The following is a 14,378-nucleotide window of genomic DNA, read 5'->3' as shown; positions in this document are numbered from 1 at the left end:
TCTAAGCAAGCAGCCCACCGAAGTCAAGACTCTCGGATGATCCACATTGCACTGAGCTACCAGGCGCTCCTCGTACTACCTCGTTTCCCGGTCCCGCTCGGCGTCTCCGCCTCGCTTCGGCTCCGGGTTGGTGTCCGTGTCGCTCTGACTTGGATAAAGTTACGCGGCGGAAAACGCTACGTCAAATCGCCTGGACAAGCTGGCGCTTCCGCAGGTCAGGAGCATGGGATCGCGGTGATGGCCGGCTTGAATCACACGGATGTGATTCAAGCCACCGCGATCTTCATGCACCTGCCCGCAGAACCCCCGCGAGGTTCTTCTTCCCGCGCCGCAGGACGAGCCAGCGTCCGTGCAGGTAGTCGGCGTCCGCCGGGGTCCACTCGATATCGGAGATCTTCACGTTGTTCACCGAGGCGCCGCCTTCGTTCACCGCACGCCGCGCGGCGCCGCGGCTTTCGGACAGGCCCGTGGCGACGAGCAGATCCACGATGGTGCTCGGCTCGCCGGCTTTGATCTGCGCGACCTCACCGTCGACCGCCGCTTCGCGCAGGGCCGCGCCGAGCGTCGCCTCGTCGAGTTCGCGGAGTTCACCGCGACCGAACAACGCCTGGCTGGCCAGCTGCACCGCGCGGGTATGGGCCTCCCCGTGTACCAGGGTCGTCATCTCGGCGGCGAGCCTGCGCTGCGCTTCCCTGGCATGCGGGCGCTCCGCGGTCGCCCGCTCGAGTTCGTCGAGTTCCTCGCGGGACAGGAAGGTGAACCAGCGCAGGTACCGCACCACGTCGGCGTCGGCCGTGTTCACGAAGTACTGGTACCAGGCGTAGGGGCTGGTCATCTCGGGATCGAGCCACAGGCTGCCGCCGCCGGTGGACTTGCCGAACTTCTTGCCGTCCGCGGAGGTCACCAGCGGAACGGTCAGTGCGTGCACGGACGCGCCGTCCACCCGGCGGTTGAGTTCGACGCCCGCGATGATGTTGCCCCACTGGTCGGAGCCGCCTACCTGGAGCGTGCAGCCGTAGTCGCGGCGTAACTGCAAGTAGTCGTTGGCCTGCAGGAGCATGTAGCTGAACTCGGTGTAGGAGATGCCCTCGCCGTCCAGCCGCCGCTTGATGGTGTCGCGCGCCAGCATGACGTTCACCGAGAAGTGCTTGCCGATATCGCGCAGGAAGTCGACCGCGGACAGCCGCCCGGTCCAGTCCATATTGTCGACGACCACCGCTCCGGTCGGCGAGTCGTCCAGGTCGACGAAGCGCTCCAGCTGAGAGCGGATCCGGTCGGCCCAGCCCGCGACGGTGTCGGTGGAATTCATGGTCCGCTCGCCGACGTCGCGCGGGTCACCGATCAGACCCGTGGCGCCACCGGCCAGCACGACGGGGCGATGTCCGGCGCGCTGGAAACGCTTCAGGGCGAGCAACGGCACCAGGTGTCCCGCGTGCAAGCTGGCTGCGGTGGGATCGAAGCCCGCATACAGGGTCAGCGGCCCGGCGGCCGCCGCCGCGCGCAGGGCATCCAGATCGGTGGACTGCGCGATCAGTCCCCGCCAGGTCAGTTCGTCGATGATGTCGCCGCTCACGCTGTCCTATCTTTCCGCACCGGATCCGGGGCTTCGTGCGCACCTCGGTGTCGCGGCGCGGCGCGGCGTGAGTCGAACGAATCTGCTGTGCACCGACGACCCTGCCGGGGGGCACGACGGTCGGCGGACCGAAGTCCACCGGCCGTGCACGGGGCGCGAGCGCTCACCGCGACAGGGCTTCCCGCACCGCGCCGATGCTGTCGCGCCGCTGGTAGGCGATCCAGGCGAACACCGCGGCCAGTACCAGCGGGAACGGCGCCAAAGCCGGGGCGCCCAGGAGGAAGGCCTGGGTGGCGGCGGCCAGCACCATGGTGATCGACAGTCCGGACGCGGCCGGGCCGCTCAGCCGCGGCACCAGCAGACCGGCGCCGCCTGCGACCTCGACCAGGCCGGTGAGGTAGCGGAACCAGTCGCCGAAGCCGATCTCGTGGAAGATGCGCACGGCGTCGGACTGACCGGCCAGTTTCGGCAGGCCCCGAGGCGATGACCAGGAACAGGCCGAGCAGGATCTGCATCGTCCACAGGGTGCGATCGAGAACCTTGCCCGGCCGGGCGGCGACGGGGGCGGTGCTGGTGGGGGCGACGGCGGTCATGTTTCTGTCCTTCAGCTCGGTCGCGCCGGGGTCAGAGGCGCGTGCACCTGACAGGACGAGGAGCTTCGCGAGAATTCATCGCCGCGGCGAAACCTCCGCAGAGTGCTCAGGCCGACTTCTCGGTGGGCAGTGGAGCACGCGGACTGCGCCGGTAGACCGACACCGCGCGCGAACTCGGAAGCCAGAAACGCCATGGCAGGTCCGCCGCGCTGCTGACCCCGACCCGGGGACCACTGGCGATCTCGGCGTCCGCGATCGGATCGTGCAACTCGAGCCGAATCGGTGACGCCGGATCGAACAGCGGGGTTCCGTAGTCGCTCAACGTGATTCCCAGCGCACTGCCGAGGTTGCCCGGGCCGCGGGCCGAGTCGAGGTCGCTTCGAGCTCCAGGGCGCCGTTCGCGCACCGTCTCCAGCCCCTCGACAACCTCGCCGGAGCGGATCAGCGCGGCGCTGGCGACCCCATCCGGGCCGCTCGTCACGTTGATGCAGGTGTGCATGCCGTAGCTGAGGTAGACGTAAAGCACGCCGGCGGGACCGAACATCACGTCGTTGCGCTTGGTCCGGCCCCGCCCGGAATGCGATGCAGGGTCCGGCCATGGCCCGGCCGGGTCTCCCCCGTAGGCCTCGACTTCGACTATTCGGACACCGACCGGGCCTGACCACAAGGTCGCCCCGAGCAGACGCCGGGCGGCAGCGGGTGGTTCGACCGCGAGTTCCTCGACAGGCTGGGCACACACAGCCGCCATTGTCCTCGACCGCGGCACGGGCGAGTGGCAAGGCTGTCGGTCAGGGCCGTTCCTCGCCTCAGCGCAGGCTGCGGCCCGGCGGCCGCAGGCGCACCGGGTAGTCCGGCGCCGGCCCCGACGAGCGCGATCCACAGCCGCTCGGCGACCGTACCGCCCTCGGCGCGGGCGATCGCGCGGGCAGAAGCAACGCCGAGTGCGCGCACGCGTTCGCGCGCGCAGGCCAGGACACCCGGTGCGGGTAGAAGCGACGCCGAGTGCGCGCACGCGTTCGCGCGCAGGCCGGGACACCCGGTTACGAGCCGAAAACGCAAGTCCGCCCGAAGAAGCCGGACGGACGGCGACCACGGCACTCAGAAGTACGCGCTGTGCTCACCGGACCGCAATGTGAGCAGGTCGTCGGCGATGACCGCGGCGTAGCCCACGCCGACGATCGCGACCAATTGGGCCCACGACACCCAGAAAATGCCGATCGGCGTTGTCGCCGCCACCGCGAGCGCCGCGAGCAAGCGAGCCCATGGGCGCGGCAGCCGCAGGGTCAGGCGGAAGAAGAACTGGCCGAGGAAGTACAGCGCGACGCCGCCGGAGAGCGCGGCGGCCACGGCGACCGAGGTCGCTTCGTCGCCGTGGGCGACGCTCATCTGAATGCCCGCCGCGGCCACGATGACGCCGATGAGCAGCGGGTACAGCGAGTAGCCGTAGGCCAGCACGGCAGGCCGGGAGCGTTCCCGGTCCGGTACCGCGGCCAGCGCGTGCTCGCCACGCTCGTCGTCGACGCCGAAGTACGCCCACCATAGGACGTAGGCCAAGCCGAGACCCAGGCCCACGGTAGCGATCAACTGCGGTGTGATCTTCTCGCCGGCCAGCCCGGCGCCGACGGCGACGATGGATTCGCCGATCGCGACGATCACGACCAGCCCGTGCCGCTCGCAGAAGTGGCCGGCTCGGATCACGAAGTCGCTCGTGTCGACCAGATACGGGCTGAGGATCTGCACCGCGAATGCCACGGCCCAGCAGGCATACTGCATCCAGCCGTGCACGAATCCGCCTGCCAGTACGAACGCCGCGGCCAGGACGTTGAGCGGGCCGTACCGCCGGATCGCGATCGCCGCCGATGCTCCGCCCGCCGAGGCGAACAGCGCGGTGTGCACGGCGATGACCAGGACGTATCCGAAGCCGAACGCGATGCCGGTGCCGTGGAACGCATCCGGGATCGCCAAGGCGAGGACGAAGAACGCGAACATGCCCACCAGCAGCCAGGTCCGCCTGCTGGAACTGTTCGGGGCGACCTCGTTGGTGAGCCAGACGTAGCCGGAGTACATCCACCAGACCAGTCCGAACAGCAGCGCGACCTGGACGAGCGCCGGGAAGCCCGGATGATGCGTGTAGACGTGCGAGAGCTGGGTGATGGTGAGGACGAAGACGAGATCGAAGAACAGTTCGAGCGTCGAGGCCCGCAGCTGCCCGCCGTCGGCGGACAGGGCGCTCTGGTTGGTCACGGCTGGAGCCTAGAACGACCGCCGTCACCCCAGCGTGTCGGTGCCCATGGAGAGGCCCTTCAGCTTGTACGGGTTGACCTGGAACCGGAGGTTCTGGATCCGTCCGTCGGCGATGTCGTAGGTGAACACGGCCACCGGATTCCCATCGATGAGCGCCAGCGCGCCGAGTTCACCGTTGATGTGCGCGGGTTCGAGCACGAACCCGGCGACGATCGGCTTGGCCAGCACGCCGAGTATCCAGCGCGCCACGTGATCGGGTCCGTACAACGGCCTGCGCGCCGCGGTGACCACGCCGCCGCCGTCCGACCACGAGGTGACATCCGGGGCGAGCAGGTCCATCAGCGCGTTGAGGTCGCCGCCGGAACAGGCGGCCATGAACCGGGCGGTGACATGGTCGCGCTCCGCCTTGTCGGTGTCGAAACGCGGTCGGCGGGATTGCACGTGCCGCTTGGCGCGGTGCGCGATCTGCCGGATCGCGGGCTCCGGCCGGTCCAGGGTCTCGGCGATCTCGGCGTGCGTGTAGCCGAAGACCTCGCGCAGCAGGAAGACCGCGCGTTCGACGGGACCGAGTGTTTCCAGGACCACCAGCATCGCCGTGGAGACGGTGTCGGCCAATTCGGTCTCCTCGGCGACGTTCGGTGAGGTGAGCAACGGCTCGGGAAGCCAGGGCCCGACATAGCTCTCGCGAGTGGCCCTGGTCGAGGTGAGCCGGTTGAGCGACAGGTTGGTGACCGCCCGCACCAGGTAGGACTTGGGCTGACGCACCGTGGAGTGGTCGGTCTCGTTCCACTTCAGCCAGGCGTCTTGGAGGACGTCCTCCGCGTCGGTGACGGTGCCCAGCATCCGGTACGCGGTGGCGAACAACAGCCGCCGGTGCTCGAGAAAAGGGTCCTGCTCGGATGTCGGGTCGGTCATGGCTAGATTCTCCTGGTTGCCCGGCCACCTTTGGACAGGGTCACCGACACCGTCATCCGCTTGCTCAGCGTGAAGACCGGCACCGGGCTGCCGCTGACGGCCTCCTTGTAGCGCACGGCGGCGCGTCCGGCCAGGTAGCCGCGGCGCGGACGGTCGTCGGCCTTGGTGAACTGGATGACCGCGTCCTTGCGCCCGATGCTGACCGGCTGGTGGAAATATCCGAAGCGGAACGGCCGCACCCGCTTACCGCGCAGCTGCCGCGCGATGACGTCCGCGGTGTAGGCGGCGGTCGGCATCCCGCTCTGGCAGGTGCCGTGGATCCGCCCCCACGCCTGGCGGACCGCGGCGGCGTCGCCGATGGCGTGAATCGTAGGGTGCGACACCGACTTCAGGGTCGGGTCGACTACGATCAACCCGTGCGGGTCGGTCTCGATCCCAGCCTGCGCGGCCAGTGGGGAGACGCGGACACCGGCTGTCCACAGCGTCAGATCGGTGTGCACGAGTTCGCCGCCGGCCAGTTCGACCGCGTCGGGCAGCACCTTCACCACGGTCCGGCCGGTCTGCCGGGTGACACCGAGCCGATCGAGTGCCCGATGCAGGTAGGCGCGGGCCTTCGTGCCCATCATGGCGCCGGGCTCACCGCTGCTGATCAGGGTGACGCGCGCGCCGGGATGGCTCTCGGCGATCTCGGCCGCCGCCTCGATGCCGGTCAAGCCGCCGCCGCAGACCGCGACCGTGCCGCCGCGCGCCGCCACCTCGGCGAGGCGGCGGCCGAATCGGTGTGCGGTAGCGGGGTTGTCCAGGGTCCACGCGTGGTCGGCGGCGCCGGGCACGATGCTCGTGTCGGCGGTGCTGCCCAGCGCGTAGATCAACTCGTCATAGGGAAGGCGAGTGGTGCCGTCGACGGTGACCTCTCGAGCCATCGGGTCGATGGCCGTGGCCCAGCCCTGGACGAAGGCGACGCCGGTGCCTTCCAGCAGCGCGGGGATCCGGTGGTCCGCCAGCTCTTGGCCCGCGGCCACCTGGTGCATGCGCAGGCGCTCGGTGAAGCGCGCGGAGGGGTTGACCAGCGTGATCCGGACGTCCAGCGCACGGGTGCGCCGGGCCAGCCGCACGGCGGCCAGCATGCCGGTGTAGCCGCCGCCGAGGATGACGATCCGATGTGCGGTGTTCATGACAGTGCTCCAATGGTCGGGTCACCGAGGCAGGGTTGGCGGATGGTGACGACCATGGGACAGCTGAGCGGTCCGGAACGTGACACCCCACTGTGTGTTCCGGGTCACATTCGACGGGCGCGGCCGGACGAGCGAATCCCGCGCGCACCCTGAGGCCGCGGCACGGGTATCAGGGGCGGGATCGGGGAGGAAATCGGGACGCTTCCGGATGTGTTGTGGCACCGCGGATTTCTACCGTCGGTCCATGTCTTCGGATTCCCGGCCGCGCAGGCGGTTGTTCCTCGTTCTCGGCTGCCTCGCGGCACTGCCGGTCCTGATCCTCGGTGGTGTCGCCTGGGTGTACGCCGGGGCGGCCGTATCCACCGTGGGCAAGACGGAATTCCGCAACGAACTGGCCGTACCCGCGCTGGCTCCGTCGCGGGTCGGCGCCGACGGCACGCGCACGTTCGAACTCGACATGCGCGCCGGACAACACGAGTTCCTTCCCGGCCGGGCCACGCCGACCTGGGGGTTCAACGGCGACTATCTCGGTCCGACACTGCGGGCGCGGCGCGGGGAGAAGGTGGCGGTGACCGTGCGCAACACCCTGCCGGAGGCCTCCACCGTGCACTGGCACGGCATGCACCTGCCCGCCGCGATGGATGGCGGCCCGCACCAGACGGTGGCGCCCGGCGCCGCGTGGACGCCGCAGTGGACCGTCGATCAACCCGCCGCGACGCTGTGGTACCACCCGCATCCGCACGGCGCGACCGAAACCCACGTGCGCCGCGGGTTGGCGGGCATGTTCCTGCTCGACGACGACGTGTCCACCTCCCTGGCGCTCCCGTCCACCTACGGCGTGGACGATCTGCCGGTGATCGTGCAGGACGTGAAGTTCAACGGCGCGACGCTGGACTCCTCGCACGGAATGTTCCGCGATGTCGGTTTCCTCGGCGACCGGACGATGGTCAACGGCACGCTCGCGCCGTACCGGAACGTCGGCGACGAACTGGTCCGGCTGCGCCTGCTCAACGCCTCCACCGCGCGGATCTACACCTTCGAATTCTCCGGCGGGCGACCGTTCGCGCTCGTCGCCACCGACGGCGGCTTCACCGAACGGCCGAGCACCCAGGATCGGCTGCGGCTGTCGCCGGGTGAGCGCGCCGAGATCGTGGTGCGGATGCGACCGGGCGAGCGCACCGTACTGCGCTCCGGCGAACTCGACGCCGGACTCGACTTCTGGACACAGCGTTTCGCCGGGGGTGACGACACCTTCGACGTCCTGGAACTGCGCGCGGCCGAGACGCTGCGGCCGTCACCGGAGCTGCCCGCGGCCCTGGCTCCTCCCAGCACCCCGGACGGCGGCGATTCGGTCCGGGAACGGAATTTCGACCTGAACCTCGCCGGGATCAACGGCACCCCGATGGTCATGGACCGGATCGATTTCGCGGTGACGCGCGGCACCACGGAGACGTGGGTGGTGCGCAACGGCGACGGCATGCCGCACAACTTCCACATCCACGACGTGCGATTCCGCGTACTCGCGGTGGACGACGGCCCGCCACCGGCGGCGCTGACCGGCCCGAAGGACACCGTCTTCCTGCCGCCGGGCAGCACGGTGCGATTGGCCATGCGCTTCGACGGCCCGGCCGATCCGGACGCGCCCTACATGTACCACTGCCACCTGCTCTGGCACGAGGACCTCGGAATGATGGGCCAGTTCGTCGTCGTGAACCCGGGCCAGGCACCGGGAACCCCGCCGGCGCACCACGGCCACTGACTCTCCCGACCGACACTCTTGCCTGTTCAGCGCGGGCGCGCTAAATTCATCACATAGTGAATTCAACACTCGATGAATTGAGGCGACCGTGTCGCAAGCCATCCCATCCCCCGCCGTCGAGGTGCGGAACCTGCGGGTCCGTCGCGGCGGCCGCGAAGTACTGCGCGACGTCTCGCTGACCATCCCGCGCGGCTCGATCACCGGGCTGCTGGGCCCGTCGGGCTGCGGCAAGACCACGCTGATGCGCAGCATCGTCGGCACGCAGATCATCGAATCGGGCGACGTCAGCGCGCTCGGACGCCCGGCGGGCTCCGCGGCGCTGCGCCACCTGATCGGCTACGTCACCCAGGCGCCGAGCATCTACAACGACATCAGCGTCCGTGAGAACGTCGCGTACTTCGCCGCGCTCTACGGCCGCGACCGCGCCGACGTCGACGACGCGATCACGGCGGTCGGTCTGACCGATCACGCCCACCAGCGCGGCGACGAGCTCTCCGGCGGGCAGAAGACGCGCGCGTCCCTGGCGTGCGCGCTCGTCGCCCAGCCCGATCTGCTGGTTCTGGACGAACCGACCGTCGGCCTCGATCCCGTGCTGCGCGTCGAGCTGTGGAAGCAGTTCCACGAACTGGCCTCGAACGGGACGACGCTGCTGGTGTCCAGCCACGTCATGGACGAGGCCGAGCACTGCGACCGGCTGTTGCTGATGCGCGAGGGGCAGTTGCTCGCCCAGCTCAGCCCCGACGAACTGCGCGCGCAGACCGGCGAGCAGAACCTGGAGACCGCCTTCCTCACCCTGATCACGATGGGACAGAACGCATGACCGCCACCATGGAGGCCGCGCCCCGGCGGACGCCGACACTGCGCCCCTACGCCGCTACCACCGGCCGCATCCTGCGCCAGCTGCGCAACGACCACCGCACCGTCGCCATGATCCTGGTGGTCCCCGCGCTGCTGATGGCGCTGCTGTATTTCATCTACAGGGACACCCCGACCAACCCGCTGAACCCCGTCTCGCTGTTCGACCGGGTCGGCATCAGCATGCTCGGCATCCTGCCGTTCATCGTGATGTTCCTGATCACCGCGATCGCCATGCAGCGCGAACGCACCTCGGGCACGCTGGAGCGGCTGCTGTCGACGCCGCTGTCGAAACTCGACCTGCTCGCCGGCTACGGCACCGCGTTCTCGCTGGCCGCGGCCGCGCAGGCCGTCGTCGCCTGCCTGGTCTCCTTCGGGCTGCTCGGGCTCGACGCGGCGGGCAGTCCGAGCTGGGTGGTGCTGATCGCGGTGGTCGACGCGGTGTGCGGGGTGGCGCTGGGTCTGCTGGCAAGCGCGTTCGCGCGCACCGAATTCCAGGCCGTACAGTTCATGCCGGTCGTTGTCGCGCCGCAGATCTTCCTGTGCGGCCTGCTCGTTCCCCGCGGCCAGCTGCCCGATTGGCTGGAGGTGATCAGCAACGTGATGCCGTTGAGCTACGCGGTCGACGCGCTGCAGCAGGTTTCGACGCATCCGGAGGTCACCGGCCAGATGTGGCGTGATCTTGCCGTTGTCGCCGGGTTCGCGATCGTCGCCCTGTGCCTGGGCGCTGCCACGCTACGACGGCGGACCACGTGACGGCAGGCAACGGCTCCGGCGGCGCCGAGCGGCCTACCCGCACGGGCCGCCGACCGGGGCAATCGGGCGCCCGCGAGGCCATCCTCGCGGCCGCCCGCGCGCGTTTCGCCGACGCGGGCTTCGACAAGACCTCGGTGCGCGCGGTCGCCACCGACGCGGGGGTGGATCCGGCCCTCGTGCATCACTACTTCGGCACCAAGCAGCAACTTTTCGCCGCGGTGGTGGAATTCCCGGTGAATCCCGAGACGACACTGCGCATCGTCGACGCCGCGCCGCTGGATCGCTTGGGCGAGACCATCATTCGCGCGGTGGTCGGGGTGTGGGACTCCCCCGCGGGGCCCGGCGTCGTCGCCGTGGTGCGCAGCATCCTGGCCGGCAACGACGACCCGTCCCTGGCCAGGAGATTCCTGTTGGAGGTGGTGCTGGAGCGCGTCCGCCTGCGCATCGCCACCCCGGAGGACGACGGCCGGGTCCGGATCGGCCTGGTCGCCTCGCAGATGCTCGGTGTGCTGGTGGGCCGCAAGATCGTCGGGGTCGAACCGCTGGCCTCGATGCCCGTGGCCGACCTGGTCACCGCGGTGGGCCCGACGCTGCAGCGCTATCTCACCGGAGACATCGGCCGGGGACCGGCGTCCCCATGACCGCGGCGATCACCGGGGCACACCGGAGCCGTCACTCCACGACTTCGACGACGTCACCGGGCCAGAGGTATTCGTAGAACGCCTTGGCTCCCTCGTGGGTCATCCGGACGCAGCCGTGCGATTTCTTCTCGATCGGGCCGACGTGGAAGGCGATGTCGCCGTTGAAGAAGGTCGCGTACGGCATCGGAGCGTTGTGCATGGTGCTCCAGTGGAATTCCTTCTTGAACGACACGTGGAAGACTCCGGGCGGTGTCTCGTACCCCGGCATCCCGTGCGAGATCGGCGTGGGGCCGTAGACCACCTTGCCCTCGTCCATCAGCCAGGCTTCGTCGGTGGACAGCCGCATGCACGCGCGGGCCGCCGTGGAGCACGGCGCTACGGGCGGCGGGGGCGGAATCAGCGCGGGCATACCGGGGATGTCCGGGCCGCCCGGCCAGAGCGGTTCGGCCTGGGCCGGCACCGCCATGGCGAATGCCGCCGCCGCGACTCCGCAGGCGATCGCACATCGAGCCGTCCAGTTACGTAAACGCGAAGCGCTCATTACGTTCCCGACCTCTCTCCCATACGCCACCTGTGCCGCTCATCAGGTCGGCCGCAGCGCCCCTTCGCTGGAGCGCGTGGACCGTCGCGAAGTGCAAATGATCATGGCGGACCCGGCTCCAAACGGTCAATGGCCGCAAAACGACCGTGACGCATCCGTTGCCCGGCGGCGGGCGAGTCGTGAGAAGAGAGGTCGGCGGGTCAGGCGTCGGGCTGGGCGGTGAACGCGTCGTGCTCGGCGTCGGTGACGTCCCTCGCCTCGTCGACGAGCAGGACCGGGATGCCGTTCTCGATCGGGTATGCCCGGCGCAGGCGCGGGTTGTAGAGCAGCGCGCTGCCGTCGGCGGCGCGGACCAGCCGCAGCGGGCCCTTGTCCTGCGGGCAGGCCAGCAGGCTCAGCAGTGTGGCGTCCAAAGTGGTGTGCTCAGGCATACGAGGAACCTACCTGCCTGGCGTTCCGGACCGGGAACCGTCCGCGTCGAGTGCGGGCGCGCGGCGAAACGAGATGTGGCGATGCCCGAAGAAGCTGGCGCCCGCCACCAGCGCCATCACCGCGACCGCCGACGGGATGCTCGGCAGGTGCAGCAGCGACACCCCCAGCTGGAGCAGCACCATGTTCAGCACCAGCCCGCCGGAGTTCACCGCGACGAACGCGGCGAAATCCCGCATCAGCCGCCCACGCACGCGGAACACCAGGGTGCGGTGCAGGACGAACGCGACGACCACGCTGATGCTGTAGGCCAGGGCGGGCGCGAGCGCGGCGGGCGCCCGGTTGCCGAGCACCGCCAGCCACATCACCGTCAGCGCCATGCCCAGACCCGTGTTCACCACGCCGACGACGGCGAAGGCGATCTCCTGACGACGCACCAAGCGCAGCAGCGGGCCGGGGTCGGCGGGGAGTTCCGCGGCACGGGGAAGCGGGGCATCCGCCTCGGCGGGCGGTGGCGTGCTCGTCGCGGCCGCGGCATCGCAGGGCCGCACCTCCGATGCCGCCCCCGCTGCGTCCCCCGCGCCCACGCTCATCGGACGACGTCGGCCAAGTCGGTTTCCGGTGTCACGGCGGCATCGGAGGCGGACGGCTCGCCGCTCTCGCTGATCGGCCGGTCGAGCCGCCGCCTGCCACGCAGGTACACCCACTCCAGCAGACCGAGGCCGAGCAGCCCGAGCAGTGCCGCGGCGACGCCGATCCACCAGCCCGGCGGCTGCCAGGACAACTCCAGCTCACCGGAGGCACGGGGCGGGAGATCGACGGCCACGAAGGTTTTCCCTACCAGCGTGGTGGGGATCTCCCGGCCGTCGAGCGTCGCCCGGTAACCGGGCCACCCGAGCCGGGCGAACACGATCCGCCCGCCGTCCGGCGAACTCACCCGCACCCGGCTGGTCGTATCCGATTCGCCGATCGATGTGGCCGTCACGCCCTGGGTGGCCGCCACCCGGCCGTCACGGGTCGAGATCAGGCCGTCGGTGCGCTCCAGGACCGAGATGTACTTCTCGTGCCCCGGATAGTCGACCCATTTCCAGCCGGGGGGCGCGGGCTGGTCGCGTGCGTCCGGGTACAAGGCGCGATGCAGCACCACCCGGTCGACCTTCATCAGGTCGACGATGGTCCGGCCGGTGGTCGGCTCGGTCGCGAACGCGCGGCGGTAGGCATCGGGGCAGACGCTGGTGTCCCAGCGCATGCACAACGTCTCGCCGAACCAGTAGTGCCCGTTGGGGGTGTATCCGCTGACGTAGGTCAGCTCGAGATCCTTCGCGTAGTTGCCGAAGACCAGCGATCCGTACGCCCCGGAAAGGTTCCGTTCCGGCGGCGGGATGAGCATCCGATCCGCGAGTTGCAGCGTGGTGCCGGGGAAATCCGGGAAGGCGGCCTTCATCTCCGACCGCTTCTCCGGCAGATTCCACCCCATCGGAGTCGGTTGCGCGTCCCACACCTGCAGATACGCGATCGGGAACACCGAAACGACGATCAGCGCGCACGCGGCGGCCGCGCCACGGCTGCGACCGAGCCATACCGCGACGGCGCCGAGCGCCGCCACACCGAACGCCGCGATGACATGCCTGATCACCTCGTGGGGTGCGGCCGAGAAGGAGCGCACCCACAGTAGACCGATCAGCACCGCGGCCGCGATGCCGCGCCGCCGCCAGTCCTGAACGGTCGCGAAGCGGCCGAGCAGCACGCAGACGAGCACCAGCAGGCCGAGCGCGACCATCGGCAGCACACGGACGGGCCAGCGCAACGGTCCGATGGCGCCGGGACCGGCCGTCCACATCAGCGCCATCACCGCGAACAGGGCGGGCGCGACGAATTCGCGCGCCGAGCCGAGCGCCCTGCGCCAATCGACGAAGGCCAGCGCCGGAACCAGGAACCACGCGATGTAGACCACCGGCATCGGCTGCACGTAGCCCCACCACGAATTGAACGCGGGCAACGTGCTGGGCAGGCTGGCGTTCAGCGACTCCGACCACGGCACTGTGAGGAACTGGTCGTTGTTGATCTGCGCGGTGCCACGCCAGGTCACCTTCGCCGACAACATGCTCGGCAGGTAGGTCGCCGATCCGGCCACCGCCGCACACGCGGCGACCGTGAGCAGGCGCAGCGACGGGCGCCACACCTTCTGATGGACGAGTTCGCCGATCGCGACGGCACCCACCATCAAACCGGCCTCCACCGCGGGGAAGACGTATTGCACCGAAATGGCCAGATACAAGAAGACGAAGGCGGGAATCGGCCCGCTGCGCCCGCGGGCGTAGCGCACCCCGGAGGCCCACGCGTGCGCCATCCAAGCCGTCCCGGTGAACGCCGTCATCCAGCTGGCCTCGTCGAAGAACAGCAGCCATCCGCTGAACGGTATGGCGGCGCCCGCCACCGCCGCCCACGGCGCCTTCGCTCCGTAGGCCAGGCAGATGCGGTAGACGCCGAGCGCGAGGATGATCGCGAAGATCAGTTTCACCACGGTGGCGTACAGCGCGAGGTTGTCCACCGAGGGCGCGATCAGGTCGATCAGCAGTTGCGGCGGATTCAGCAGCCCGGCTTCTTCGATGGTGTAATTTCCCGCCATCCAGTGCTCGGGCACGAGTGCCGGGAACCGTCCTTCGCGGAGGTAGCGCCCCAGCATCACCCACAGCGGCGCGTACTGCGATTCGGTGTCGTCGGTATAGAAGTGCCGGACGTTGGCCACTAGAACCGCACCGTATCCCGCGATCACCCCGAGCGCCGTGATGACGCCCCAGGTGCGGACTTCTCGCGAAGAAATGGTGCTACGTTCGGCCACGAGTCCCAGACCCTACCCGCACCGGTCCGCCCGTCGGGCAAGCCAGTGCCGGGAT

The 14,378-nt window shown here is 69.5% G+C and carries 14 protein-coding genes; 4 read left to right on the top strand and 10 right to left on the bottom strand.

The features are described from left to right. Window positions 1-283: 283 nt before the first annotated feature. The 6 genes from tyrS to ON29_RS11205 form a co-directional block, all read right to left on the bottom strand. Window positions 284-1,573 carry a tyrosine--tRNA ligase gene (gene tyrS / locus ON29_RS11230; RefSeq protein ID WP_040866148.1) on the bottom strand — a complete coding sequence of 430 codons (1,290 nt, stop codon included), beginning with the start codon at window positions 1,571-1,573 and terminating at the stop codon, window positions 284-286. Window positions 1,574-1,736: 163 nt separating this feature from the next. Beyond that, window positions 1,737-2,015: a DoxX family protein gene (locus ON29_RS36980; protein ID WP_245548906.1), complete on the bottom strand. Its 279-nt coding sequence runs from the start codon at window positions 2,013-2,015 to the stop codon at window positions 1,737-1,739. Between the two features lie 257 nt (window positions 2,016-2,272). Further along, window positions 2,273-2,914, bottom strand: a complete 642-nt coding sequence (locus ON29_RS11220) for a DNA-3-methyladenine glycosylase (protein WP_040866147.1) — start codon at window positions 2,912-2,914, stop codon at window positions 2,273-2,275. Between the two features lie 350 nt (window positions 2,915-3,264). Continuing rightward, entirely contained in the window at window positions 3,265-4,410 is a 1,146-nt protein-coding gene (locus tag ON29_RS11215) for a low temperature requirement protein A (RefSeq protein WP_040866146.1), read from the bottom strand. A gap of 24 nt (window positions 4,411-4,434) precedes the next feature. Further along, the gene (locus ON29_RS11210) at window positions 4,435-5,325 is read right to left on the bottom strand and encodes an RNA polymerase sigma-70 factor (protein WP_040866145.1); all 891 of its coding nucleotides are present in this window, start codon (window positions 5,323-5,325) and stop codon (window positions 4,435-4,437) included. Between the two features lie 2 nt (window positions 5,326-5,327). Further along, window positions 5,328-6,500: an NAD(P)/FAD-dependent oxidoreductase gene (locus tag ON29_RS11205; RefSeq protein ID WP_040866144.1), complete on the bottom strand. Its 1,173-nt coding sequence runs from the start codon at window positions 6,498-6,500 to the stop codon at window positions 5,328-5,330. A 244-nt stretch (window positions 6,501-6,744) separates the two neighbouring features. Here ON29_RS11205 and ON29_RS11200 point away from each other — a divergent pair, with 244 nt between their 5' ends. The 4 genes from ON29_RS11200 to ON29_RS11185 all read left to right on the top strand — a co-directional run bounded on the left by ON29_RS11200 (window position 6,745) and on the right by ON29_RS11185 (window position 10,511). Next, window positions 6,745-8,259 carry a multicopper oxidase family protein gene (locus tag ON29_RS11200; protein WP_040866143.1) on the top strand — a complete coding sequence of 505 codons (1,515 nt, stop codon included), beginning with the start codon at window positions 6,745-6,747 and terminating at the stop codon, window positions 8,257-8,259. An 88-nt stretch (window positions 8,260-8,347) separates the two neighbouring features. Next, window positions 8,348-9,079: an ABC transporter ATP-binding protein gene (locus ON29_RS11195; RefSeq protein ID WP_040866142.1), complete on the top strand. Its 732-nt coding sequence runs from the start codon at window positions 8,348-8,350 to the stop codon at window positions 9,077-9,079. Continuing rightward, window positions 9,076-9,870, top strand: a complete 795-nt coding sequence (locus ON29_RS11190; RefSeq protein ID WP_051175091.1) for an ABC transporter permease — start codon at window positions 9,076-9,078, stop codon at window positions 9,868-9,870. The genes ON29_RS11195 and ON29_RS11190 overlap by 4 nt, the downstream gene beginning before the upstream one ends. Next, window positions 9,867-10,511, top strand: coding sequence for a TetR/AcrR family transcriptional regulator (locus ON29_RS11185; protein ID WP_040866141.1), 645 nt, complete (start codon window positions 9,867-9,869; stop codon window positions 10,509-10,511). The genes ON29_RS11190 and ON29_RS11185 overlap by 4 nt, the downstream gene beginning before the upstream one ends. Before the next feature lie 31 nt (window positions 10,512-10,542). On the opposite strand, the gene ON29_RS11180 is transcribed toward ON29_RS11185, so the two are convergent. From ON29_RS11180 to ON29_RS11165, 4 genes are all read right to left on the bottom strand, one after another. Further along, window positions 10,543-11,052, bottom strand: a complete 510-nt coding sequence (locus tag ON29_RS11180) for a L,D-transpeptidase (RefSeq protein WP_051175090.1) — start codon at window positions 11,050-11,052, stop codon at window positions 10,543-10,545. 200 nt (window positions 11,053-11,252) lie between these two features. Further along, complete coding sequence (locus ON29_RS11175) at window positions 11,253-11,483, bottom strand: Trm112 family protein (protein WP_040866139.1); 231 nt, start codon at window positions 11,481-11,483, stop codon at window positions 11,253-11,255. A gap of 9 nt (window positions 11,484-11,492) precedes the next feature. Next, the gene (locus ON29_RS11170) at window positions 11,493-12,074 is read right to left on the bottom strand and encodes a GtrA family protein (protein ID WP_083863364.1); all 582 of its coding nucleotides are present in this window, start codon (window positions 12,072-12,074) and stop codon (window positions 11,493-11,495) included. Next, window positions 12,071-14,323, bottom strand: coding sequence for a membrane protein (locus ON29_RS11165; RefSeq protein ID WP_040866138.1), 2,253 nt, complete (start codon window positions 14,321-14,323; stop codon window positions 12,071-12,073). Before ON29_RS11165 ends, ON29_RS11170 begins: the two co-directional genes overlap by 4 nt. Window positions 14,324-14,378: the final 55 nt, after the last annotated feature.

The organism is Nocardia exalbida NBRC 100660 (genome assembly GCF_000308575.1).
Lineage (GTDB): Bacteria > Actinomycetota > Actinomycetes > Mycobacteriales > Mycobacteriaceae > Nocardia > Nocardia exalbida.
Note: the sequence above shows the minus strand (reverse complement) of the source record. Positions and strands in the feature narration are given on the sequence as shown.

What these genes read in the sequence shown, in the direction of transcription:
- ON29_RS11220 (WP_040866147.1), bottom strand. Translation starts at nt 2,914, where the DNA reads ATGGCGGCTGTGTGTGCCCAGCCTGTCGAGGAACTCGCGGTCGAACCA.
- ON29_RS11210 (WP_040866145.1), bottom strand. Translation starts at nt 5,325, where the DNA reads ATGACCGACCCGACATCCGAGCAGGACCCTTTTCTCGAGCACCGGCGG.
- ON29_RS11205 (WP_040866144.1), bottom strand. Translation starts at nt 6,500, where the DNA reads ATGAACACCGCACATCGGATCGTCATCCTCGGCGGCGGCTACACCGGC.
- ON29_RS11200 (WP_040866143.1), top strand. Translation starts at nt 6,745, where the DNA reads ATGTCTTCGGATTCCCGGCCGCGCAGGCGGTTGTTCCTCGTTCTCGGC.
- ON29_RS11190 (WP_051175091.1), top strand. Translation starts at nt 9,076, where the DNA reads ATGACCGCCACCATGGAGGCCGCGCCCCGGCGGACGCCGACACTGCGC.
- ON29_RS11180 (WP_051175090.1), bottom strand. Translation starts at nt 11,052, where the DNA reads ATGAGCGCTTCGCGTTTACGTAACTGGACGGCTCGATGTGCGATCGCC.
- ON29_RS11175 (WP_040866139.1), bottom strand. Translation starts at nt 11,483, where the DNA reads ATGCCTGAGCACACCACTTTGGACGCCACACTGCTGAGCCTGCTGGCC.
- ON29_RS11170 (WP_083863364.1), bottom strand. Translation starts at nt 12,074, where the DNA reads ATGAGCGTGGGCGCGGGGGACGCAGCGGGGGCGGCATCGGAGGTGCGG.